Source organism: Vibrio sp. MA40-2, from assembly GCF_047302445.1.
Taxonomy (GTDB): domain Bacteria; phylum Pseudomonadota; class Gammaproteobacteria; order Enterobacterales; family Vibrionaceae; genus Vibrio.
Map to the genome: position 1 here is coordinate 869,236 of NZ_CP178628.1, position 23,597 is coordinate 892,832.

The 23,597-nt window shown below is 38.9% G+C and carries 21 protein-coding genes; 8 read left to right on the forward strand and 13 right to left on the reverse strand.

Annotated features, from left to right (window positions below):
• Positions 1–133: 133 nt before the first annotated feature.
• From ubiB to rmuC, 4 genes are all read right to left on the reverse strand, one after another.
• Positions 134–1,768, reverse strand: a complete 1,635-nt coding sequence (gene ubiB, locus ACLKML_RS11610) for a ubiquinone biosynthesis regulatory protein kinase UbiB (protein WP_413285463.1) — start codon at positions 1,766–1,768, stop codon at positions 134–136.
• Positions 1,765–2,382 (reverse strand): SCP2 domain-containing protein, encoded by a 618-nt coding sequence (locus ACLKML_RS11615; protein WP_413285464.1) that lies wholly within the window; start codon positions 2,380–2,382, stop codon positions 1,765–1,767. The genes ubiB and ACLKML_RS11615 overlap by 4 nt, the downstream gene beginning before the upstream one ends.
• A 12-nt stretch (positions 2,383–2,394) precedes the next feature.
• Positions 2,395–3,177: a bifunctional demethylmenaquinone methyltransferase/2-methoxy-6-polyprenyl-1,4-benzoquinol methylase UbiE gene (ubiE, locus tag ACLKML_RS11620; RefSeq protein WP_413285465.1), complete on the reverse strand. Its 783-nt coding sequence runs from the start codon at positions 3,175–3,177 to the stop codon at positions 2,395–2,397.
• A gap of 121 nt (positions 3,178–3,298) precedes the next feature.
• Entirely contained in the window at positions 3,299–4,846 is a 1,548-nt protein-coding gene (gene rmuC / locus ACLKML_RS11625) for a DNA recombination protein RmuC (protein ID WP_413285466.1), read from the reverse strand.
• A 208-nt stretch (positions 4,847–5,054) separates the two neighbouring features.
• Between rmuC and ACLKML_RS11630 the strand changes: the two genes are divergently transcribed.
• Positions 5,055–5,927: a DMT family transporter gene (locus ACLKML_RS11630; RefSeq protein WP_413285873.1), complete on the forward strand. Its 873-nt coding sequence runs from the start codon at positions 5,055–5,057 to the stop codon at positions 5,925–5,927.
• 113 nt (positions 5,928–6,040) lie between these two features.
• On the opposite strand, the gene ACLKML_RS11635 is transcribed toward ACLKML_RS11630, so the two are convergent.
• The gene (locus tag ACLKML_RS11635; protein WP_317716467.1) at positions 6,041–6,802 is read right to left on the reverse strand and encodes a class II glutamine amidotransferase; all 762 of its coding nucleotides are present in this window, start codon (positions 6,800–6,802) and stop codon (positions 6,041–6,043) included.
• Between the two features lie 147 nt (positions 6,803–6,949).
• A complete protein-coding gene (locus ACLKML_RS11640) occupies positions 6,950–7,855 on the reverse strand; it encodes a LysR family transcriptional regulator (protein WP_413285467.1) in 906 nt (301 codons plus the stop codon).
• Positions 7,856–8,004: 149 nt separating this feature from the next.
• Between ACLKML_RS11640 and ACLKML_RS11645 the strand changes: the two genes are divergently transcribed.
• Complete coding sequence (locus tag ACLKML_RS11645; RefSeq protein WP_413285468.1) at positions 8,005–9,459, forward strand: YfcC family protein; 1,455 nt, start codon at positions 8,005–8,007, stop codon at positions 9,457–9,459.
• Between the two features lie 52 nt (positions 9,460–9,511).
• Positions 9,512–10,399: an aspartoacylase gene (locus ACLKML_RS11650; RefSeq protein WP_413285469.1), complete on the forward strand. Its 888-nt coding sequence runs from the start codon at positions 9,512–9,514 to the stop codon at positions 10,397–10,399.
• Between the two features lie 85 nt (positions 10,400–10,484).
• Here ACLKML_RS11650 and ACLKML_RS11655 read toward each other — a convergent pair whose 3' ends face one another.
• The 3 genes from ACLKML_RS11655 to ftnA all read right to left on the reverse strand — a co-directional run bounded on the left by ACLKML_RS11655 (position 10,485) and on the right by ftnA (position 12,866).
• On the reverse strand, positions 10,485–11,672 hold the full coding sequence (locus tag ACLKML_RS11655; RefSeq protein ID WP_413285470.1) for an NAD(P)/FAD-dependent oxidoreductase: 1,188 nt from the start codon (positions 11,670–11,672) through the stop codon (positions 10,485–10,487).
• A gap of 269 nt (positions 11,673–11,941) precedes the next feature.
• The gene (gene uspB / locus ACLKML_RS11660; RefSeq protein WP_413285471.1) at positions 11,942–12,265 is read right to left on the reverse strand and encodes a universal stress protein UspB; all 324 of its coding nucleotides are present in this window, start codon (positions 12,263–12,265) and stop codon (positions 11,942–11,944) included.
• Between the two features lie 70 nt (positions 12,266–12,335).
• Complete coding sequence (gene ftnA, locus ACLKML_RS11665; protein WP_413285472.1) at positions 12,336–12,866, reverse strand: non-heme ferritin; 531 nt, start codon at positions 12,864–12,866, stop codon at positions 12,336–12,338.
• A 222-nt stretch (positions 12,867–13,088) separates the two neighbouring features.
• Here ftnA and ACLKML_RS11670 point away from each other — a divergent pair, with 222 nt between their 5' ends.
• Entirely contained in the window at positions 13,089–13,517 is a 429-nt protein-coding gene (locus ACLKML_RS11670; protein WP_413285473.1) for a universal stress protein, read from the forward strand.
• 64 nt (positions 13,518–13,581) lie between these two features.
• On the forward strand, positions 13,582–14,454 hold the full coding sequence (locus tag ACLKML_RS11675) for a carboxylate/amino acid/amine transporter (RefSeq protein WP_413285474.1): 873 nt from the start codon (positions 13,582–13,584) through the stop codon (positions 14,452–14,454).
• Between the two features lie 118 nt (positions 14,455–14,572).
• Here ACLKML_RS11675 and ACLKML_RS11680 read toward each other — a convergent pair whose 3' ends face one another.
• The 3 genes from ACLKML_RS11680 to ACLKML_RS11690 form a co-directional block, all read right to left on the reverse strand.
• Complete coding sequence (locus ACLKML_RS11680; RefSeq protein WP_413285475.1) at positions 14,573–15,019, reverse strand: hypothetical protein; 447 nt, start codon at positions 15,017–15,019, stop codon at positions 14,573–14,575.
• Between the two features lie 106 nt (positions 15,020–15,125).
• A complete protein-coding gene (locus tag ACLKML_RS11685) occupies positions 15,126–15,902 on the reverse strand; it encodes a class I SAM-dependent methyltransferase (RefSeq protein WP_413285476.1) in 777 nt (258 codons plus the stop codon).
• A gap of 39 nt (positions 15,903–15,941) precedes the next feature.
• Positions 15,942–18,320, reverse strand: a complete 2,379-nt coding sequence (locus tag ACLKML_RS11690; protein WP_413285874.1) for an EAL domain-containing protein — start codon at positions 18,318–18,320, stop codon at positions 15,942–15,944.
• Positions 18,321–18,505: 185 nt separating this feature from the next.
• Here ACLKML_RS11690 and asnC point away from each other — a divergent pair, with 185 nt between their 5' ends.
• Positions 18,506–18,967: a transcriptional regulator AsnC gene (asnC, locus tag ACLKML_RS11695; protein ID WP_317716456.1), complete on the forward strand. Its 462-nt coding sequence runs from the start codon at positions 18,506–18,508 to the stop codon at positions 18,965–18,967.
• 98 nt (positions 18,968–19,065) lie between these two features.
• Here the strand turns inward: asnC and prlC are convergent, their stop codons facing one another.
• Entirely contained in the window at positions 19,066–21,108 is a 2,043-nt protein-coding gene (gene prlC, locus ACLKML_RS11700) for an oligopeptidase A (protein ID WP_413285477.1), read from the reverse strand.
• Between the two features lie 151 nt (positions 21,109–21,259).
• Between prlC and ACLKML_RS11705 the strand changes: the two genes are divergently transcribed.
• Positions 21,260–22,099 carry a 23S rRNA (adenine(2030)-N(6))-methyltransferase RlmJ gene (locus ACLKML_RS11705; RefSeq protein ID WP_317716454.1) on the forward strand — a complete coding sequence of 280 codons (840 nt, stop codon included), beginning with the start codon at positions 21,260–21,262 and terminating at the stop codon, positions 22,097–22,099.
• Positions 22,100–22,215: 116 nt separating this feature from the next.
• A complete protein-coding gene (gorA, locus tag ACLKML_RS11710) occupies positions 22,216–23,571 on the forward strand; it encodes a glutathione-disulfide reductase (protein ID WP_413285478.1) in 1,356 nt (451 codons plus the stop codon).
• Positions 23,572–23,597 lie beyond the last annotated feature (26 nt).

Consider the following 23,597-nt stretch of genomic DNA (forward strand, 5'->3'; position numbering starts at 1 on the left):
TATAAAATATAAACTATAAATAAGTTTGCCAGTGTACTTGTTATTTACCGCGTACACGCCAATTAAGCAAGCAAAATGTGACATCTACTACGCGACTACCTATTCCTAAGTAGGATTTCAAATAACGCTAAAATTATTTACTATAAACATACCAACTCAGTCCCCAACAAATAAGACCGGACGAACCAGCAACCATTGCCAGAGTGCAGTGAGGACCTAATAATAAAATAGTCGAGCAAACCACCATGGTCGCCCCCGCACCAAATAATAGTTTACCTTTTGCATGTTGCTGTTTTGTTAACTTGTAACCAGAATAGAGTTGCTCCATTTTCTGGTTCATTTCTCGACTCTGTTTCAAACCATCGTAAAGTAGTTCGGGTAACTCAGGTAATCGCTCAGCCCAAAAAGGGGCTTTGTCTTTAATCGCATTAATTACGGCTTGAGGGCCGACCTGATTCGCCATCCATTTCTCTAAAAATGGTTTCGCTGTTTTCCATAAATCAAGCTGTGGATAAAGCTGTCGCCCTAACCCTTCCACGTAAAGTAATGTTTTTTGCAACAAAACTAATTGCGGTTGCACTTCCATATTAAAACGACGCGCTGTATTGAATAAATTAAGTAATACATGACCAAAAGAAATCTCACATAAAGGTTTGGCAAAAATGGGTTCACATACAATTCGAATAGCAAATTCAAATTCTTTTATATTGGTATCTGCTGGAACCCAACCCGAATCAACATGAAGTTGTGCGACTTTTTGATAATCTCGATTAAAAAAGGCTAAAAAGTTTTCAGCAAGGTAGCGCTTATCTTCGCTGTTAAGCGTACCGACAATACCGCAGTCGAGCCCTATCCACTGAGGATTATCTGGGTGATCGGGATTAACAAAAACATTACCGGGATGCATATCTGCATGAAAGAAACTATCCCGAAAAACTTGGGTAAAGAAGACACTAACACCACGCTCAGCTAATAACTGCATATTAGTATTATTGGCAACCAACCCATCAATATCAGATACTTGGATTCCATAAATACGTTCCGACACCATCAACGCTTCACTGCTAAAATCGGTCACTACCTCAGGAACATACAGCTCTTCACTGCCTTCAAAATTACGTCGTAATTGAATGGCATTAGCGGCTTCTCGACGAAGGTCAAGCTCATCAATTAACGTTTTTTCATATTCACGAACCACTTCAACCGGTTTCAGCCGTTTTGCTTCTGGAGCAGTATTGGCAACGATTTTAGCCATTCGAAACATTAACTTAATGTCGGATTCAATAACGGGACGAATATCAGGACGAATGATTTTAAGAACGATTTCTCGAGCGTTACTTTTTAACTTTGCAGTATGAACTTGGGCGATAGATGCGGAAGCTAATGGCTCAATATCAAAATCGGTAAACCAATTTTCTAAAGGTCCGCCCAGTGCTTTTTCTATTTCATTTTTGGCTTGCTGGCCATCGAAAGGAGCCACTCTATCTTGCAGTAACGCTAATTGGTCGGCTAAGTACGGCGGAAAAAGATCACGTCGAGTAGACATCATCTGTCCAAACTTGATCCATACAGGACCCAATTCTTGCAGAGCTAAACGTAACCTAACACCTAGCTCTTTATCTTTATGTTTGTTTTTTATCCAAAATAAAGCTTTACGGGCAAGTAAGGGTTTTTTTGTTAAATCGTGTTCTGGTATTAATTCATCTAAACCATACTCTAGTTGAACTTTTAGAATATGGTATAGGCGGCGCAGTTCTGCTGGTTTCATGCTCTCTCCAACAAGTTAGCCAATCGCTTTTCTATCGCTTTGATATCCGCGTTAATATCTGAAACCTGATCGCAAAAATAGGCAACTTCAAGAGGCCCTGGTGCAACTTTCCATTCTTCGGTTAACACTTGAGCCAAACGATTTTGCTGCTTCATCATTCGATTTTTAATCCAACCATTGGTATCTTTAGCGCCTTGCACGATAGTATGAGCGACAACATCGCCAGTCCCTCTGGAAAGCCATTCTTCAATATCAGGCTTACAATCTTGCATTAATTGAGAAAACTGTTGAGCCAGTTTAAGGCTCCCTTCAAGCTGCAATTTCTCTTGCTTAATTAAGCGCGTAATATTGTTTTGGTCTTTCAGTTGAGGCAACACGGCTAAATGCAATGAAAGATAGCAGTCTGTGGTACCTTCATATTGAGCCAATACATCCACTTGTTGGCTGAATATAAACGTGAGCGTTCTATTTAATTCGATAAGGTTTATTTGTAACACTTGCCCTTTTAGACGATTTAAACGTCGTCCGTGCTCGGGGTTGTCTTTGATCAATGTGTTTATTGCCGTTTCAATTGCAGCAGTCGCAATTTGATCAGCCAAACCTAGCTCAAGCATTTATTATCCACCTTAGAATTTATAACCACGGTGTAACGCAACGATACCACCGGTTAAATTGTGGTAGCTGGTACTTTCAAACCCAGCGTCTTCCATCATGCCTTTAAGTGTATCTTGATCTGGATGCATACGAATAGATTCAGCCAAGTAACGATAACTTTCTGAATCATTTGCAATCAATTGACCCATTTTAGGTAATAAGTGAAATGAGTAGGCATCATAGATTTTAGACAAAGGATCGAGTATCGGTTTAGAAAATTCTAATACCAACAAACGTCCACCAGGCTTAAGAACTCGGAACATAGAACGCAATGCTTTATTTTTGTCGGTAACATTTCTTAAGCAAAAACTGATGGTTATACAATCAAAATAGTTGTCTGGAAAAGGTAGCTCTTCTGCATTAGCTTGTACATAATGAACGTTGCCTACAATGCCGATATCACGCAGTTTATCTCGACCAACATTCAACATAGAGTTGTTGATATCAGCAAGCACAACATGACCTTTGTCTCCAACTATTCTGGAAAACTTTGCCGTTAAGTCGCCCGTGCCACCACCAAGATCTAAAATTTTCTGCCCTGCTCTAGCGCCGCTACAATCAATAGTAAATCGCTTCCAGATACGATGAACACCTACCGACATAAGATCATTCATAATGTCGTATTTGGTGGCGACAGAATGAAATACTTCCGCTACTTTGGCGACTTTTTCTTCTTTTGCTACTGTTTGAAAACCAAAATGTGTTGTTTCATCCGACGGTACTGCCGAATCATCATTTACACTAAAATCTGTCATTTTTCCCTCTTTGGCAATACCTTAACAACCAGTTTGATGCTTTATATTGTTCAATTTTTTAACTAAGTACAGTACAACCACTCAGTTTACCGTATAACAAACCTGTAGGAATTGCGGATAATTAGTTTACTTTATCCTCTGCCTGATGTCTTTCTTTTGCCGTTTCTTCCGTTAAGCTATTTTGCGTGAGCTCAGTAATACTGGTTGGAATCGGTCGTTTCACTTCCACTCCCAAATCTTTAAAACTTTCTGCTTGTCTGATCACATTGCCCCGACCGGTCGCCAGTTTATTCATGGCTCCCTGATAGTTCTGGTTTGCTCTGTCTAATGATTGACCTAAAGAATCCATATCCGTAAGGAAAAGTCGTAACTTGTCGTACAGTTTACTTGCTCTTTCTGCGATTACTTTCGCATTTTGATTTTGCCTTTCATTGCGCCAAAGGTTATCAATTGTTCTCAATGCCACCATCAAGGTGGTCGGACTGACTACAATGATATTCTTTTCCATTGCATCTTTCACTAGGCTGGGATCGGCTTCTATTGCAAGTTGGAAAGCAGATTCAATCGGAATAAACATTAGGACATAATCGAGGCTTTGTATGCCTTTCAACTGTTGGTAATCTTTAAGGCTTAACCCTTTTATATGGGCTCGCATTGCCACTAAATGTTGGTTTAATGATTGCTCTTTTTCTTGTTCCGATTCCGCATTAAAGTAGCGTTCATAAGCAACGAGCGTCATTTTAGAATCCACCACCACCTGTTTGTCTTGAGGTAAATGAACAATGACATCGGGTTGATAGCGTTTACCCGCTTCATTTTGCAAGTTTACTTGAGTTTGATATTCGTGGCCTTCTCGCAAACCGGATTCCGCAAGCACTCGGGCTAACACAACTTCACCCCAGTTGCCCTGTTGCTTATTGTCGCCTTTTAATGCTTGAGTTAAATTAACCGTATCTTTACTCATTTGTTGATTAAGTTTTTGTAGGTTTTTGATTTCGTGTACTAAGGTATGACGTTCTTTGGCTTCCTCACCATAACTGTCGGAAACTTGCTTTTTAAACCCTTCTAATTGCTCTTTCAACGGGCTGAGCAACCCTTCTAAACTCTGTTTGTTTTGTTGATCAACTCGAGCAGTTTTAATATCGAAAAGGTTATTCGCTAACTGCTCAAATTCCTGCTTCAAACGCTGTTCGGCTTTTTCCAATAACTCGACTTTGTCATTATTTGCCTTGAGTTCAGCTTGATGTCTTGCTTGCTGTTCTCGTTGTTCTGCTTTTCTTTGCGATATTTCTTCTCTTGCTAATTCGAGTAACTGAGAATAACGCAAACTCTCTTTTTTAACGCTTTCAAAATGACTTAAATTTTCGGTTGCAGCCATTAACTGACCATGGGTTTGCTTTAACTCATAGGAAACTTTATCTCGTTCAATATCGAGTTTATCTAATTCTGATTGAGCTTGCTCTATGGTTAGTTGCAATTGTTCTATGGTTAATTGCAGTTGCTCATTTTTTATTTGCAGCACTTGTTGTTGTGCTTCCGCTTCTTGCTTTAAAAGCTGCATTTGAAATTGAGTTTTTTGTTTTATCCACCAACCGACTACAAAAGCCGATATAATACCGCTGGATAGGATGGCAATAACAAGTTGTTGGTTTTCTATAATCCACTGCATGAGGGCTATCTTAGTTCTTTGAATACTGCGCAAATGGTAAGTGTGCACTGGATAAATGTCCAGTCCATTACAGCAATAACCTGTCCGTTATTAAAATAGTCAGTCCATCAGGAAATAGTTCGTATATCTTCTATCATTCAAGTCTTTCATGCTCGTTCCTAGGAGTGATAGTATCTAGCATCTAATAAGACTAAATAAAAACACTATGATTAATGAACGTCGCGCTTTGGGCTTTGGAATGGCTGCAGTATTGCTTTGGTCTACGGTAGCCACAGCTTTCAAAATAACGCTACAAGAATTCAGCCCGATACAAATGTTGACTGTTGCAAGTATGGTTTCAGCAATTGCCCTATTTTTACTCTGTTGTTATCAGGGCAAAACCGCTCAAATTACCCGCACATTTTATGCAAACCCGGGCTATTTTTTAATACTTGGACTGATCAATCCGTTCGCTTATTATCTTATCCTCTTTAAAGCTTATGAATTACTGCCAGCTTCACAAGCTCAACCGTTAAACTACAGTTGGGCCATTACACTTACTTTAATGGCAGCCATATTTCTTGGTCAAAAAATCAAAAAACAAGACTGGATAGCCTGTACTTTAGGTTATGTAGGTGTGGTCGTTATTGCCACCAAAGGTGATGTACTAGCGTTAGATTTTGATAACCCTTTAGGGGTCGCTCTTGCCTTGTTTTCGACTTTACTTTGGGCTGGTTATTGGATCCTTAACACTAAAAACAAGGCAGATCCTATTATTGGTGTGTTTTTGGGGTTTGTGGTTGCTTTACCCTTTGCCATTGCGATGTGTTTTTTTGAGCAGTCATCATGGGATATCAGCATTAAAGGATGGTTAGCCGTCTCTTATGTTGGCTTATTTGAGATGGGGATAACGTTTGTATTGTGGGTATCAGCTCTTAAATCCACCCAAAATACCGCTAGAATCAGTAACCTGATTTTTATTTCACCTTTCATTTCCCTAGTTTTACTCGCCTATATAATTGGCGAACAAATACATGTATCAACGCTGATTGGCTTGGTCATGATTGTGATTGGTTTGCTGATACAACAGATAAAGCGCTAACTCAGCAACGCATTGACTGGTTTCCTATTCGTTAGGTCATCGAGCTCTTGTAGAATTTTGGCATTTTTTTGATTATCAGGTTAATTTGGTGCAATCAGATGAACTTAGGCTGTTCAAGTTAAGTAGTGAGTAAATATTTTTTGTCCAACTACATACAACAACGATTGCGCAGGCAAAACCTGCCACTCATTATTTTTCTCTAATGGTTCCGATGCAAAGACAATATTTTTTTCGGTTTTTCGCATATAAACCGTTGGTGGGTGTCCATCGCTACTGTATCTAGCAACCCAAAAATTATTGCCATCTGATAGACAAATCGATGCTTTAAAAGGATCGTCAATTGCTTTATTTTTCATCACCTGTTTTATTTCATCAAACGTAGCTTGAATAGCATTAGCGGGGTTTTCTTGTAATCCGTAATTAAACATCATCAAAAAAATCAATTCACTATCTGTCGCTCCTTTTCGCCTAACGTATAAATGTTCTGGCAAGCGACGTTCTAACTCAAACCGGACAGATTCAAACTCAGCAATTTGCCCATTATGTAAAAACATCCAATTACCAGCCACAAAAGGATGGCAATTAGAACGAGAAACCGATGAACCGGTAGAGGCACGAACATGCGCCATAAAACGATGTGTGCGAATATGATGAGTTAATGAAACTAGGTTTTCATCTCCCCATGCTGGCATAACTTCATGAAATACCCCTGGCGTTTCTCTTTCTGTATACCAACCGAGACCAAAGCCATCTGCGTTAACTCGAGTAACCGCCTTGCGTGCATCAAGACTTTGATTGATTAATGAATGTTCAGGTTCATAGACCAATTCATCCATATAAATAGGCTCACCTTGATAAGCTAACCAACGACACATAATCAATCCTTCTAAATAATTTAAAACCTATACCTACATTGTGATTTAGGCACGACATATCGATTTTCTCCCCTCTAATGTACACTCAGCTTAGGCTTTCTCCCAGTGCTTTAACATAACCGATAGCAACCTAGATACAGTATGACTTCAAATGATGGATTTCTGCTTGAAAACAGCAATACTTTCTTGAGCACGCTGAGAAAAGATTTTTGATAGATTAGTGCGAATTCGGTCAGAGGCGTAATACAGGCTATATTTATATTGTAGTGCTGGCTTAAACGGCCGGATGACCACATCGCTATTGGACCAAAGATCAGCACTAAAAGAGTCGAGTAAAGCAATACATAACCCATTCGCGACTAAACCATACCCTGTAAGTGAACGCTGCGTTGCAAACTGGAGACGGACATCAATATTGTTTTCTTGCAAAAGCTTTTTATGTTTATTCCATTCGATACCATCCTCATCCACTAATTTAAGTAAGCTTTCGCCATTTAAATCTTGAGGACCAATCACGTCTTGCTTTGTCAATCTATGGCTAGCAGGTAGAACGCATACCCAATCCATTGTAATCAAAGGCTCTTTCATAAAGCCAAAGTCATTATTAACATCGTTAGTCATAATCAAATCATACTTGGCATATCTTAAGCCTTGCATCAACTCATTAACGCTATCTGAAAGTACGGTAATCTGCACATCTGGATAGTACTGCATAAAATCTTTAATAATCATTGGCACTATTTTCGTCGCTAATGCGGGTGTCGCACCTATGGTTAAGCGTTCATCAGATGAATGCCTAATATTTTCAGCAACAGATTCTAGATGATTGATTCCATGAAATATGTTTTTAACCTCATCATAAAAAGCCAACCCTTCTGACGTGGGTATTATCTTGCCTTTTTTCTTAACAAACAGATTAAATTGCAGTGTATCTTGCAGATCTTTTATTAACCGGCTGACCGATGGCTGCGATATGCGTAATTCAGTTGCGGCTTTAGTAAATGACCCCGTCTGAACGACGGAAAGAAAAGCCTGAAGTTGTTTATATTGCATGAATTCACCTCATAGTATTTACAAATAATACCATGCAAAAATGGCCATTGTGTAAATAAATTCTATATGAGACATTCTGATGGAATCATCAATAAAACTCAGTTTAAGTAAATGGATTTTTACTTTAAAAAAAGTTATGGAGAACCATTATGAGCACAATAGAGCAACCAGAAACACGATCTAACAACGTCGATACCCCAAAATTTTGGTATCAAAAGTTTCCAGATCCCATGGTACTCATTTTTTATATTCTATTGATAGCGAGCGCGTTAACTTGGTTAGTACCACAAGGGGTTTATGATACTGAAACCGTTGATGGCCGTCAGAGAGTAGTTGCTGGAAGTTTTCATTTTTTAACTGACACCAGTGATCCTATTGGAGTATTCGGTGTTGTTAATAAAATTTTCGATATTTTTGTTGCCATCCCACAAGGGTTAATTCAATCGGCTCAATACTTATTCATCGTATTCATTGCTGGCGGACTGTTTAATATTTTATACCGCTCGAATGCGTTAGAAAATTTCGTAGGTAGCTCGGTTAAACGTATAGGTTTAGAGCGCGGTAATGTGCTGATTTGGCTTGCCACTTACCTTTACGGTGTATTTGGTATTGCAGTCGGTTTCGAGAATAATATTGCGTTAGTGCCAGTTGCACTGCTGGTTTCAAGTGCTTTAGGCTATAAGAACCTAGTGGGAGCTTGTATTTCTATCGGTGGTATTGGTATTGGTTTTGCCTTGTCTCCAATTAACCCTTATACCGTTGGTGTATCACAAAATATTGCCGGACTGCCTATATTTTCAGGTGCTGTTGTTCGATGCATTTTAACCTTTGTCTGTTTATCCCTTCTTGCTTGGTACATTACTTCATTTGTTGCCCCTAAATCTCGTGATGACGTTGTCGCTCAAAAGGATCTATCTTCTAAGCTCAACCGCTACACAATGAGTACCCAAGATAAAGCCGTCATGTTTATATTCCTAATGGGAATCATCATTATTGCGGGTTGCTCGTACTTAGCTGGAACAGGAGATCTCGGTCGTAGTTGGTACATCAAAGAAATTACCGCTGTCTTTCTTCTCATTTCAATTGTCATTGCTGCAACTTGCCGAATTGGTGCAAACCAATACGTAAAATACATGATAGAAGGGGCTTCGAGCGTTACCGGAGGTGCTTTAGTAATAGGATTAGCTGCATCCATAAAAGTGGTTTTAGAAGACGGGCAAATCATCTATACCATAGTGCATTCTTTTAATTTGTTACTCAACTATGTACCAGAATCGTTAATAGCGGTAACTATTAGTATTATTCAAGGCTTTATTAACTTATTTATACCAAGCGGTTCCGGACAAGCCCTGGTGACGATGCCTATATTGATTCCGTTAGCCGATTTGATTGGCATCAGTCATCAAGTCATGATTTTGGCATTCCAAGTAGGCGATGGTATTACCAATCTAATTATCCCAACCTCTGGTGGAACACTGGCTATGCTTGCTCTAGCAAAAGTAAGTTTCTCTCAATGGGTAAAAACCATATTCCCCGTCATAGTAATGGTTTACATGGTTAGCTGGGTATGTCTGATTATTGCGCAATACACAAACTGGTCTTAAATAATAAAATCGCTGCGCAATAAATATTGCGCAGCCATATAGAGAGGACAGAATGACTCAATTAAAAAATATAGCGTTAGTAGGCGGAACTCATGGCAATGAGTTATCAGGAATATATCTTGTTAAAAAATGGGTTAATCAACAGCTTCTTGAAAAATGGCATGATTTAAATATTACAACCAAAATAGCGAACCCTAGAGCTTGTGAAGAAAGTGTCCGCTATATTGAATCCGATCTCAATCGCGAATTTTATCCACTTGATTTGGCTGATAATCAAAAAACAGGCTATGAACAGCTACTGGCTAAAAAACTGAATCAGGAACTTGGCCCCAAAGGGCAATCTCCATTTGATTTCATTATCGATTTACATAATACCACTTCGAATATGGGCGCTTGTTTAATGCTCTTAAAAAAAGATGACTTTAATTTAAAAATGGCGGCTTATGTTAAACATAATATGCCGGAATCAAACATCTTTTTTCAAGATAATATTCCCGAAGAAGAACATAGTTTTTTGATCACGCTAGCCAAGCAAGGCATTACCATTGAAGTTGGTGCTCAACCTAATTCAGTCCTACAACATGAAACTTTAGAATTGATGGAAAGCATGACTCAACATGTTTTAGATTTTGTCGTTCTATACAATAAAAATGAACATTTAGACTTACCTAAATCTTATGAAGCTTTTCAATATAGCGGTGATCTGTTATTGCCTCTGACAGAAAAAGGGGAACGTAATGGTGTCGTATCGAAACATATAGACCAGCGCGATTTTTCTCCGGTAGAACCTGGTCAAGTTGTCATGGAAACCTTTGATGGCCAACCTATCTACTGGGAAGGTGATTATACGACTTATCCGTTATTCATTAACGAAGCAGCTTATCGTAAAAGTGCCAGCGCTATGACATTATCGAAAAAAATCATCATTAGTGATTACTAATCCTCATTGCAAATATTGTCCAACGCAAACACTTTGGCTAGACAACGTATTCGCTAGACTGAGTGTTTGCTAGAAAGGCGGTTTACTAAACCCACTGCCCTGCGACAAAACCACTACTCCATGCAAACTGGAAATTGTAACCTCCTAGCCATCCTGACACATCTAACACTTCACCGATAAAATACAGCCCAGCTACCTCTTTTACTTGCATCGTCTTGGATGAAATAAAATCGGTATCGACACCTCCAAGTGTTACCTCAGCAGTTCGATATCCTTCGGTTCCATTAGGTTTTATTGTCCAATTCTCTAACAACGAAACCGTAGTTAGTACATCTTTTTCATTCAATTGTTTGAGGGGTTTATCTTCTAACTCTTTTCTCTCTATCAGAGATTCAACCAATCTTTTCGGTAAAATTTTAGCTAATGTGATTTTTAAACTTTGATTAGGATGTTTATCTTTCGACACAGCTAAAAGTGCTTTTACATCAACATCAGGAACAAGATTAATCATTACTTCTTGTCCCGGCTTCCAATAAGAGGAAACCTGCAATACCGACGGCCCAGACAACCCACGGTGAGTAAACAATAATGCTTCTTTGAAAGTGGTTTCATCTTGAGTGGTAATCTCTACCGGAACTGCGATACCTGATAGGTTAGTAAGTGATTCTTTATCTTGGTTATGCAAGGTAAATGGTACTAATCCCGCGTTTGTTTGGATCACGGGTAAACCAAACTGTTCTGCAACTTTATAGCCAAATGGGGTTGCGCCGAGCTTTGGCATTGATAAACCACCCGTTGCTATAACTAAAGACTCACACTCCACAAGATCTGCATTCGCTTGTAATGAAAAGCCAGTAGCGTTTTTTTTGATAGAGTGAACCTCTACTTGATACTGAAACTGGACTCCTGCTTGTTGGCACTCATCCAATAACATTGTGACAACCTGTTTAGCCGAGTCGAGACAAAAAAGCTGTCCATGTTCTCGCTCTTCAAATTCAATGCCATGTTTATACACTAAAGAGATAAAGTCCCAGTTAGTGTATTGCGATAAAGCGGATTTTACAAAATGCGGGTTTTGACAAAGATAATGATTAGCAGAGACATTGTAGTTGGTAAAATTACATTTCCCACCACCTGAAATTAGAATTTTTCGGCCAGGTTTTTTGGCATGATCTAGTACCAAAACTTTTCTGCCTCGTTTTCCCGCTTCTATCGCACACATAAGTCCTGCTGCACCAGCACCAACAATGACTACATCGACCTTATTTACCAAATTATTTTACCTTCATTATCTTTACAAAAATAAAGAGGATGTACGAATTCGCACATCCTCCCTTTAGACCGTTTTTTAACGTGTTTTCAAACCAAAAAAACTACTGAGCGCAAAGGTTGATTTGCTACTGATAGTTTACAACAACAAATTCACAACAACAGACCAACTGCTACAGCACCTAGCGATAAATGTACAACTATAAGTTACATACAGCTTCACTCTTAGCCACACTCTAAGAGTGAAAACAAGTAGCAAGTTTATTGGCTATTTTACACCATAAAAGACGCAAATAACGTCACACAAATTAAGGCGACAAATAGAATAAACAACTCCCTGACTTTACGGCACTTATGCATAAAAACAGGATCATGATGATTTAGATATTCCTTGTCTTTAAGATAATGAAAGAGTCGGACTTGTTTGGTAACGTTGCCGTGTGTGGTAAAAAATCCGCCTCCATCAACTTGCTGATATAAAAGCGGATGAGCTTCTCGCATAACATAAATTAACGAGCGTAAAGCAGTTAAATAGCGCGCTAAATTTACACTTACAACAAGCATAAGAGTAAAGATTATAGTGTCTCCACTGATCATTTTTCCTCCCTACATCTTCTAAGAAGCTAGAGGAAAAAGTGATTAATCCACTCTTTTCGTGTACAGCTTATTATTCCGCTGCACCAGCCTCCATTACAGAAGATGATCCTTCTTTTGCCATCGTAGCTAGATCTTTATCAATAAAGAATAACGCTTTACCATCTTCACCAATCAGTTCTAACTTATCTAAGATTCCTTTAAACAGTTTCTCTTCTTCGTGTTGCTCCGCAACATACCACTGTAAAAAATTAAACGTCGAGTAATCTTGTGATGAAAATGCACCATGGGCTAATTTATTAATTCTTTCTGTAATCATTTGCTCATGTTCATAAGTTTCACGAAATACTTCACCAAGACTTGCAAAATCATACTTAGGAGCGTCAATAGTACCAATAATTGGCATGGCTCCTGTTTCACTCACATAAGTAAATAGACGTTGCATATGCTCCATTTCTTCTACTGCGTGAGCTCTTAAAAATGTAGCTGCACCTTCAAAACCTTTGTCTTCACACCAAGCACTCATTTGTAAGTATAGATTGGATGAGAAAAATTCGAGGTTAATTTGCTCATTTAATTGATCGATCATTGTTTGAGATAGCATGAAGACTCCCTTTTACGTCCATTTGTATTGAATTTAAAACTTTAGTCTTATAGCAAAATTTTTTAAGAATGAAGTTAGGTTCTGTTTAACTATACCATGATACAAAACGCCATTAGGTATATATACAAAAAAAAACAGGCGAGGATATGAGATCACTACGACAAATTTTTTTAAATTTAGGTGCTAGGCTTAAACAGTGATCCCTTTAATGGAGGCAGTATTATGAGCTACAAACATATTCTGGTCGCTGTTGACCTCAGCAAAGAAAGCAGCATATTAATCGATAAAGCGGTGATGCTAGCCAAGCCTTTAGGTGCTGACGTATCCTTTATCCATATTGATGTAAATTATGCTGAGATATACACTGGATTGATTGATGTGAACTTAGCAGAAACACAAAACCATGCTATGGAAGAATCGTTAAAACAACTAAAACAGCTTGCTGATAGTGCAGCAATGCCAATTAAGCATACTTTAGTCGGTAGTGGTGATTTGGGGTATGAATTAAAGGCAACCATCGAGAAGAAAGATATTGATTTAGTTATTTGTGGCCATCATCAAGATTTTTGGAGTGCGATTCTTTCTTCCACCAAACAGTTACTCAATAGCGTACCCATTGATATGCTCGTTGTCCCTCTGCATGATGACTAATTAAATACAGCAAAAATTTAAGGTACACTATGCGACCTTAACAGTTATTAGGTAATAATAAAGCATGTGGTACCTTTCTTCAGTCACCCTTTTATGGGCGTTTTCATTTAGCTTGATCGGCGTTTATTTAGCAGGTCAAGTTGACTCTTGGTTTTCGGTATTGATGCGAGTTGCACTAGCGATGCTCGTTTTTTTACCTTTTTTAAAATTTCGAGGCATCTCCAAAATACTCATTATTAAGCTTATGGTCGTTGGTGGCATACAACTTGGGCTCATGTATTGTTTTTATTATCACTCGTTTATGCTGCTCTCGGTTCCAGAAGTGCTGTTATTTACCATCTTCACACCTATTTATGTCACCCTGGTATATGACTTATTAAAGCGTCGTTTCTCTCCTTGGTATCTTGTTACTGCTTTTATTGCTGTAGCAGGTGCGGCTGTCATTAAGTTCGCTGGCGTCAATGATGATTTTCTATTGGGATTTTTAGTGGTGCAAGCCGCTAACTTATGCTTTGCCGTTGGTCAAGTTGGCTACAAAGTCATTATGGAAAAAGAATCTGTCGATTTGCCACAACACACTATATTTGGTTATTTTTATCTAGGTGCTTTGTGTATCGCAGTGATAGCTTTTGCTCTGTTTGGTAATGCCGATAAAATGCCAACAACCTTCACTCAATGGGGTATTTTGACTTACCTTGGACTCATAGCTTCAGGAATAGGCTATTTTTTATGGAACAAAGGTGCTTGCTTAGTAAATGCTGGGACCTTAGCGGCAATGAACAACGCACTGGTTCCGACTGGCCTTGTAGTTAACATACTGATTTGGAATAGAGATGCGGATCTTCCCCGTCTACTGTTAGGCGGGGCGGTGATATTACTCTCTCTTTGGGTCAATGAAATGTTTATCAAAAGAAAAGTCGCTTTATCTCGAGATTAATAAAACTCTTGTGATTAATAAAACATTTTTACGACGGCGTCTTGCTAGCCGTCCTTTGACACAAAGTACATAAGCGCTTGATAGATACCTACCAAGCGCTAAAAAACGATGATTAGTGTTAATGAAGTGCTGGTTGTTGGTGACTATCCTGCGTATTAAACTTTAAAAACTGTTGTTCTATTTTTTTCTGCTTTGCTATTAACTTACTCTGTTTTTTTACGACCTTAGCCATTTTTTTCATGACTTTGGCTTGTTTTTTAGCTTGTTTTTTAGCCTTTTTAAGATCTTTTTTACTTAACGATTGTATTTCTTCTATCGATATCATTTCTGGTAACGTTGCATTACTTTGTGTCGCTACAGCAACGGTACTTTGCACAGGACTCGCGTTAGCGGCAATCGCTCCGTATTTTTCTGGTATTGAAACCGGTTTACAGAGTTGAGAACGATCCTGACATGAGCGAGCGCATGAACGACAAACATATTTTGCATCGGCAACGAGCGAGTAAATGTCACCTAAACTTTCAGAGATTTCTCTATGATTTAATTTACACAAACTTTTGGTCATTTTATCACTCCAACAAATACCATTCCCCAAACAAGATTGAGAATGATTATTAGTTAGATATAGCGTTATTTATCTATCGTTGCAATAAAAAAATGAAGCGTATGTGTTAAACCATTGATTTTTTGACATAGACATCGAAACGATTTTTTTTAGTTTCAATCGCCATACTCGGCTTTTGTTGATTCAACCAATTCGCGTAATCAGGCCTTTTTACCACAACTCGCTTATTCGCTAAGCTCATTGCTGGTTCAAAAAGTTCATCTGCATCAAGATCGGCACCTACTAAAGATTGAAAAACTCGCATCTCCTTTTTCACTAACGCAGATTTTTTACCTTCTGGATGAGGGTACATTGGATCTAGATACACTACATCAGGGTGAATAAAATCATCGTCATCCATCAATTGCTGTAACGCATCATGGCTAGAGGCATGAATCAGCGACATTCTTTGTGATACCCAAGAGCCAATATTGGGATCATTCTTTGCCCTTGTTAGCCCATCGTCAAGCAGTGCAGCAACAACAGGATTACGCTCTACCATTTGTACACGACACCCAAGTGATGCTAAAACAAATGCATCTCGACCTAAACCTGCGGTTGCATCCAAAACCGTTGGTGTCACACCTTTATTTAAACCTGCCGCTTTTGCAATCGCTTGTCCTTTACCACCACCAAACTTTCTTCGGTGTCCAACCGCTCCTCCTATTAAATCAACATAAATGGCACCTAATTTGGGCTCATCTAGTTTCCTTAGCTCTAACCTTTTTGAGGTAAGCACTAAAGCAAAATGACTATTTTTTTCATGTTGTAGTGACCATGTTTGAGCAATATCTTCTAACCGGTTGATAAGGCTATTTTCTTCACAAATCAGTTGTAGCTGCAAAAAAGGCTCCAGAGGTCAATAAATTAAAGTTAGGCTATTTTACTGTGTGTGCTTTGCTTCTGCTACTAGTTCAGCAAGAGGTTTGGGTTTGCTAATGATATACCCTTGTCCATAATCAACACCTAGTTCGATGAGCCTATCAATGATGTCGGTATTTTCAACAAATTCAGCTACTGTTTTTTTGCCCATTTGCTTAGCTAAATCATGAATAGAACGGACCATAATATAATCGGTTTCATTACGATCCATATCACGAACAAATAGCCCATCAATTTTTACGATATCAACAGGTAATTTTTTGAGATATGCAAAAGAGGATAATCCAGAGCCAAAATCATCCAATGCAATCAAGCAACCTCGCTTTTTAATCTCGGTAAATAACGCTATCGCTCGCTCCATATTACCCATTGCGGCTGTTTCTGTTATTTCAATGCATATTTTATGACTCGGAACGTTACAGTTTTCTATTGATTGAAGTAAAAAACGAACAAAGTCTTTATTACCAATGGATTGACCTGACAAATTGATGGAACACAATCCCAATGAATCAAAATCGACAAGATTGCTCTCTAACCAGGAAAGTGTTTTAACCACGACCTGTTTATCAATCAAATGAGCCACATTGTACTTTTCTGAAGCGGGCATAAAAATACCGGGAGAAATATATTCTCCAGCCGCACTTTTTATACGAACTAAAATTTCGAAATGCATTTTTTCGGCATGATTAGTTTCTTCTAAAGCTAAAATTGTCTGTGCAAATAACTCTAACCTATTATTGGCCAAGGCTTCATGTACTAAATTGACACTCTCCATCTCTAGTTGACGGCGACGCAACTCCTCATCGTCTTGATGGTAAAGGTGATACCTATTTCTTCCTTCATCTTTGGCTGCATGACAGGCCGTATCCGCTTGAGCATGCACCATTTGAGGAGAGTCGGCGGTATAATCGATTAAACGAATACCAATAGAACAGGTAATATTCAGTGATATATCGCCCCATTGAAAAGTATTGCGACTTAATTCAGTAATTATCGCATCTGCTATATTGCAAGCATCAATCTCGGTACAATCTCTTGATAAAACCGCAAACTCATCACCTCCCATTCTTGAAAGGATGGCGTTGTAAGGCAAAATCGACTCTACAACCATTGCTGCAAATTTTATAGCAGCATCACCAGCGTCATGCCCTGCGGTATCATTAAGCACTTTGAGCTGATCTAAATCTAAATAGAGCATTGCGTGGGTGCGTAATTGCTCACTTACTTCTTTTAATGATTTTTCTAACTCTATTTCAAAATGATTCCTATTGAACGTTTCGGTCAATAAATCATACCTGGCTTGATACTCCAATTGTTCGGTTAGAATATGAATTTCAGTAATATCTTCTCCAACAACCAAGAGCTTTCCAAATCGATCTAATGGGCGAATATTTTCTCTGATCCATAATATTGCCCCCTCTCTATTCTTATAACGGATCTCTCGTCGCCAAACTCCATTCATACTACTTTCGTTGGTCAGTAATAACTGCTTGGCAGGAAGTGTCTCTTCATCAGCATAAAAGCCTCTTAAACGATGACCTAAAATTTCTATCTCTTTGTAGCCGAGTAGCTGCTCTGCAAATTGATTTAAGGCTTGAATTCGGTTATTACCATCTAAGGTCATCATCATTACGGGTTGCTGCTCGTAGTACGTTCTCATTGTCGATTCACGTTCTATAAGCTTTTGCTGTGCTAGTTTTCCTACGGTAATATCATTGGCTTCAAATAGATATTGCGAGCCAATACCTGACTCTTCTGGTAGCTTGTTCAACACCACTTCAAGTAAAATAGTGCCCGACTTTTTACTGGTCACTTCTATTTCAAACCGATTTGACGCCTTTTCTTCTGTCGATGCAAAAAATTGACTGAGGACTTTTGAACCACCCTCTTCCCAACCATTAAAATGCCAAATAGGTTTATCAATGTTTAATCCCTGCTCAAACAGGAGTTCATGAAATTTATTATTACTTGATATTACCCGCCCATAAGGGTCTAGAATGGCAATATATTGATAACTATGTTCAATGATAGATTCTAATAATGATTGGCTTTGTCTGGCTTTTGCTTCACTTGATCTTAAGCGGCGCAAGTAATACAAAAGTGCCATTATAATGGAGACCATTATGACTAATATACTGATATAAATTTGCACACGTCGAAGCTCATTTTCAACTTTATTTGTCGCATGAACAGAAGTACTTTTATCGTCGACATTCAAATTCGACGCTTGAATAGCATTGTTATCAAGCTGATTATCTGACGTCGTCAATTGAATAAGAGGCGTGCTTGTTATAAGTAACGATAATGCCGACACTAACTCTACTTGAACATTGTCTGACCACACATAGCTAACTTGCTGATAATAATGCCCAATAACCACATTGTGTTCTTGCGCATTGGCATTACCCGTCATGCAACAGAAAAAAATGAATAACATAACAATTCGCACAGATACTAAACCTTTTACTGAAATTCAAAACGTTACAAATAATCAAAGCAATAGTAACACTGAATTGAATAAAATATACTCTTGCTAAAATAATCTACTTTAGGCTATCTCTTGCTATGCACACGACAACACGCCTCGATGATCTAGACCGAGCTATTCTTAAAATCTTATTAGAAGATGCTCGACGCCCTTATGCTGAAATGGCCAAACAATTTGATGTTAGCCCAGCAACCATTCATGTCCGTATAGAAAAAATGAAAGCAGCGGACATAATTGAAGGTACAGAAGTGGTCATCAATCCTAAAAAGCTAGGGTACGATGTGTGCTGTTTTATCGGAATTAATTTAAATGCGGCCAGAGATTACCATTCTGCTCTTGAAAAACTGAATGCACTTGATGAGGTAGTCGAAGCCTACTATACCACTGGGGCTTACAACATTTTTGTGAAATTAATGTGCCGCTCAATTGAAGAACTGCAATACGTGTTAATAGATAAATTACAGGCTATTGATGAGGTACAATCGACAGAAACCCTTATTTCACTGCAAAATCCAATCAATCGGAATGTGATCCCTTAAGGGGGGTGTTTATAACTCTCTACTTTCCATCCTTCTATTTATGCCTAACATACACTGTTGCACACTCTGCAGCAGTGTATGTTAGAAGAAAAAGGTAATTAAACGTTAATTCCAGAGTGTCTTAATAGCGCATCAATACTTGGTTCACGCCCTCTAAAGCGTTTAAACAACTCCATTGGCTCTTCGCTTCCACCCATCTCTAAAATATTCTCCAAGAAGCTCTGCCCTGTTTCTGCATTGAATATACCTTCTTCTTCAAAGCGAGAAAACGCATCAGAGCTCAACACTTCAGCCCATAAATAGCTATAGTAACCGGCACTATAACCACCTGCAAAAATATGGCTAAAAGCGTGAGAGAATCGGTTCCACTCTAAACTAGGTAACACTGCCACTTTACTCTTAATGTCAGCCAACGTTTCTAACACTTTAGGCCCTACATCCGGATCGAAATCTGTGTGCAAAGTAAAGTCGAATAAACCAAACTCTAATTGACGAAGAATAAACATAGCAGATTGGAAATTCTTAGCCGCTAGCATTTTTTCTAGCATAGCAGAAGGAAGCGGTTCACCCGTTTCATAGTGTCCAGAAATAAAGGCTAAAGCTTGTTCTTCCCAACACCAGTTCTCTAAAAACTGACTTGGTAATTCAACGGCATCCCAAGGTACGCCATTGATACCAGACACGTCAGACACATCAACTTTCGTCAGCATGTGGTGTATTCCATGTCCAAACTCATGAAAGAGTGTCACAACTTCGTCATGAGTAAACAAAGCAGGTTTATCTCCTACTGGCTTATTAAAGTTACACGTTAAATAAGCCACGGGCGTTTGCAAGTCACCATTAAGATTGATACGTCGTACTCGACACTCATCCATCCATGCACCGCCTCGCTTGTTCTCGCGTGCGTATAAGTCTAAATAAAAACTCCCACGTAACTGGTTGTTTTGATCAAAAATGTCAAAATAACGTACAGAAGAGTGCCACGTATCTACCCCCTCTTTTTCAATAACCTTCATGTTAAATACACGTTTCAACACTTCAAATAAACCGCTTAGTGCTTTAGATTCAGGGAAATAAGGACGCAGCTCTTCATCAGATATTTGGAATAAATGTTGCTTTTGTTTTTCGCTATAATACGCGATATCCCATAAGTTCAATTCCGTTACACCAAACTTTTTCTCAGCAAATTCTGTAAGTTGGCGAACTTCTTTCTCCCCTTGAGGTTTTACTTTATTAGCTAGATCATTTAAGAACCCTTTGACCTGAGCGGGTGTTTCAGCCATTTTTGTTGCTAGCGATTTTTCACTGTAGGTGGCAAAACCCAATAAGCGAGAAATTTCATGGCGAAGCTTTAATTGCTCAGCCATCACTTCTGTATTATCCCATTTGCCCGCCATTGGTCCTCTATCTGAAGCACGAGTGACATAAGCTTCATACATCTCTTTGCGCAATTCTTGATTATCGCAATAAGTCAGTACTGGTAGATAAGAAGGGATATCAAGTGTTAATAACCATCCATCTAATTCTTTAGCTTCCGCAGCCGCTTTTGCTGCATCCATCGCGGATTCTGGCATACCTTTAAGATCAGACTCTTGAGTAATATGCTTAGTCCACCCCATAGTCGCATCAAGCACATTATTAGAAAACTGCGAACCAAGCTCAGACATACGCTTACTTATCTCGCCATATCGATGCTGTTGATCAGCTGGAAGGCCAATGCCTGACAACTCAAAATCACGTAGAGCATCCGTAATACTTTTCTTCTTAGCTTGAGTTAACGTAGCAAATTCACTGCTCGATTTGATAGATTTATATGCTTCGTACAATCCTTTGTGCTGCCCAACCCAAGTTCCATATTCTGACAATAAAGGCAGACAACTTTCATACGCTTCACGCAAGGGTTGGCTATTTAGCACTGAATTCATATGGCTAACTGGTGACCAAATACGTGATAATTTATCGTCAACTTCAGCTAAAGGAGCGCAAATGCTTTCCCAACTAGGATTGGTATTGCCTTCTAACACTTGTTCAACTTTAATTCTGCAATCAGCAATAGCTTGCTCTACGGCTGGTTTAACATGTTCAGGTTTGATTGCAGAGAATGGAGGCAAATCTGTAAAATCTAATAGTGGGTTGGACATATAGCGTTCCTTTATAAAAATCTTTATACCTAGATGTAGGCGGATTATGCAATTTTCAATAGTGGCGTATAATGAAAAGGTTTGAAAATAATTTGTTTATCACACTCAAGAGCATCAACGCTCTAAACCTGCGCACACAGAGAGCCTTAATTTGTTAAGTTACAGACACAGTTTCCATGCTGGAAACCACGCCGATGTACTAAAACACATAGTACAGAGTTTAATTCTTGATGCACTAAAACAAAAAGAAAAACCCTTTATGTATCACGATACACATTCAGGGGTTGGACGATACGATCTTACCCACGAATGGGCAGAAAAAACCGGTGAATATAAACAAGGTATCGCCCGACTATGGCAAAAAGAATCGATGCCCGACGGCCTACAAAGCTATTTAGATGCCATTGCCAATTTAAATAATAATGATGAGTTACGTTACTACCCCGGTTCACCTAGAGTCGCTCGTGCGCAACTAAGATCACAGGATAAAATGGTACTAACCGAACTTCACCCTAGCGACCATTCATTACTAGAACAAGAGTTTCATCGTGATCGTCAAGTTAGAATCTATAAAGAAGATGGCTTTCAGCGACTAAAAGCAAGCCTTCCGCCCAAAGAGCGACGTGGTTTAGTCTTGATTGATCCTCCTTACGAATTGGCAAAAGAATATCGAGATGTTGTTACTGCCATTGCTCAAAGTCACAAACGTTGGGCTACCGGCATTTATGCAATTTGGTACCCAGTGGTTAATCGTCTTGATATTGAAGACATGATTGAAGGGCTAGAATCTCTTGATATTAGAAATATTTTAAAAATTGAACTGGGCGTATCCAAAGATACCAATGAGAGAGGAATGACTGCCTCTGGGATGATCGTGATTAATCCACCATGGAAACTAAAGGCTCAGATGGAAGAAATTCTGCCATTTTTAAAACAAACTATTGCCCCAGCAACGGGTCATTATAGTGTCGAATGGATTGTACCTGAGTAAAATATCCCCATATATACACTATATCTAATAATGATGAGCTAAAGAGAGTCTCGCATACTCTTTAACTTAGGTTTAAGATTGAAAGATAAATAAAATTAGAAAAATTGGAGAAAGTAATGGCGAAACAATTTGATTATATCTGTATCGGTGGCGGCAGTGGTGGTATTGCCTCTGCTAATCGTGCGGCCATGTATGGCGCTAAAGTCGCCCTAATTGAAGCAAAAGACCTTGGCGGCACGTGTGTCAATGTTGGCTGTGTACCAAAAAAAGTAATGTGGCATGGGGCTCAAGTTGCCGAAGCGATCAACCTATACGCTGAAGATTATGGTTTCGATGTTGAAGCTAAACCTCTTAACTGGGGAAAACTCGTTGAAAACCGCCAAGCTTATATCGGTCGTATACACCAATCATACGATAATGTATTGGGCAAAAATAAAATTGAAGTGATCAAAGGTTTCGCTAAATTTATTGACGAAAAAACCGTTGAAGTGAATGGTGAACAGTACACAGCTGAACATATACTTATCGCCGTAGGTGGTCGCCCGAGTATACCAAGCATTCCAGGGGCGGGATACGGTATTGATTCAAATGGTTTTTTTGAATTACAACAACAGCCTGAACGTGTTGCAGTGATTGGTGCAGGATACATTGCGGTAGAAATAGCAGGTGTTTTACATGCTTTAGGCACAAAAACAGATTTATTTGTGCGTAAAGAGTCACCGCTTCGTAGTTTTGACCCAATGGTTATCGATACCTTAGTGGAAGTAATGAAGCAAGAAGGCCCGACTCTGCATACTCATTCTGTCCCTAAAGAAATAACCAAAGAAGAAGATGGAAGTCTTACTCTTCATCTAGAAAATGGTCAATCACACAATGTTGATACTTTAATTTGGGCAATTGGCCGCCATCCAGCTACCGATGCTATAAACTTAGATGTTACTGGGGTTGCAACCAACGACCGTGGATACATTAAAGTCAATGAGTATCAAGAAACCAACGTAAATGGTATTTATTGCGTAGGTGACATCATGGAGGGTGGCGTTGAGCTAACGCCGGTTGCAGTCAAAGCAGGCCGTCAATTATCTGAGCGTTTATTTAATAATAAACCAACAGCAAAAATGGATTATGAGCTTATACCTACCGTCGTATTTAGCCATCCACCTATCGGTACAATTGGTGTGACAGAAGCTGAAGCCATTGAGCAATATGGTGCAGATAACGTTAAAGTATACCAATCAGGCTTTACGGCTATGTACACCGCAGTTACCAAACATCGTCAGCCATGTAAAATGAAACTGGTTTGTGCCGGTGATGATGAAAAAGTAGTGGGTTTACACGGTATTGGATTTACCGTGGATGAAATGATTCAAGGTTTTGCAGTAGCAATGAAAATGGGAGCGACTAAAGCAGATTTTGACAGTGTCGTTGCTATACATCCTACTGGTTCCGAAGAATTTGTTACTATGAGATAAAAACAAATGCATAAAAAGGCTAACAT

Excerpts from the sequence above, each read along its gene's own strand:
- ACLKML_RS11680 (WP_413285475.1), bottom strand. The coding sequence starts at position 15,019 with ATGACCAAAAGTTTGTGTAAATTAAATCATAGAGAAATCTCTGAAAGT.
- ACLKML_RS11675 (WP_413285474.1), top strand. The coding sequence starts at position 13,582 with ATGTGGTACCTTTCTTCAGTCACCCTTTTATGGGCGTTTTCATTTAGC.
- ACLKML_RS11645 (WP_413285468.1), top strand. The coding sequence starts at position 8,005 with ATGAGCACAATAGAGCAACCAGAAACACGATCTAACAACGTCGATACC.
- prlC (WP_413285477.1), bottom strand. The coding sequence starts at position 21,108 with ATGTCCAACCCACTATTAGATTTTACAGATTTGCCTCCATTCTCTGCA.
- ubiB (WP_413285463.1), bottom strand. The coding sequence starts at position 1,768 with ATGAAACCAGCAGAACTGCGCCGCCTATACCATATTCTAAAAGTTCAA.
- asnC (WP_317716456.1), top strand. The coding sequence starts at position 18,506 with ATGCACACGACAACACGCCTCGATGATCTAGACCGAGCTATTCTTAAA.
- ftnA (WP_413285472.1), bottom strand. The coding sequence starts at position 12,866 with ATGCTATCTCAAACAATGATCGATCAATTAAATGAGCAAATTAACCTC.
- ACLKML_RS11640 (WP_413285467.1), bottom strand. The coding sequence starts at position 7,855 with ATGCAATATAAACAACTTCAGGCTTTTCTTTCCGTCGTTCAGACGGGG.
- ACLKML_RS11635 (WP_317716467.1), bottom strand. The coding sequence starts at position 6,802 with ATGTGTCGTTGGTTAGCTTATCAAGGTGAGCCTATTTATATGGATGAA.
- rmuC (WP_413285466.1), bottom strand. The coding sequence starts at position 4,846 with ATGCAGTGGATTATAGAAAACCAACAACTTGTTATTGCCATCCTATCC.
- ACLKML_RS11650 (WP_413285469.1), top strand. The coding sequence starts at position 9,512 with ATGACTCAATTAAAAAATATAGCGTTAGTAGGCGGAACTCATGGCAAT.
- gorA (WP_413285478.1), top strand. The coding sequence starts at position 22,216 with ATGGCGAAACAATTTGATTATATCTGTATCGGTGGCGGCAGTGGTGGT.
- ACLKML_RS11670 (WP_413285473.1), top strand. The coding sequence starts at position 13,089 with ATGAGCTACAAACATATTCTGGTCGCTGTTGACCTCAGCAAAGAAAGC.
- ubiE (WP_413285465.1), bottom strand. The coding sequence starts at position 3,177 with ATGACAGATTTTAGTGTAAATGATGATTCGGCAGTACCGTCGGATGAA.
- ACLKML_RS11615 (WP_413285464.1), bottom strand. The coding sequence starts at position 2,382 with ATGCTTGAGCTAGGTTTGGCTGATCAAATTGCGACTGCTGCAATTGAA.
- uspB (WP_413285471.1), bottom strand. The coding sequence starts at position 12,265 with ATGATCAGTGGAGACACTATAATCTTTACTCTTATGCTTGTTGTAAGT.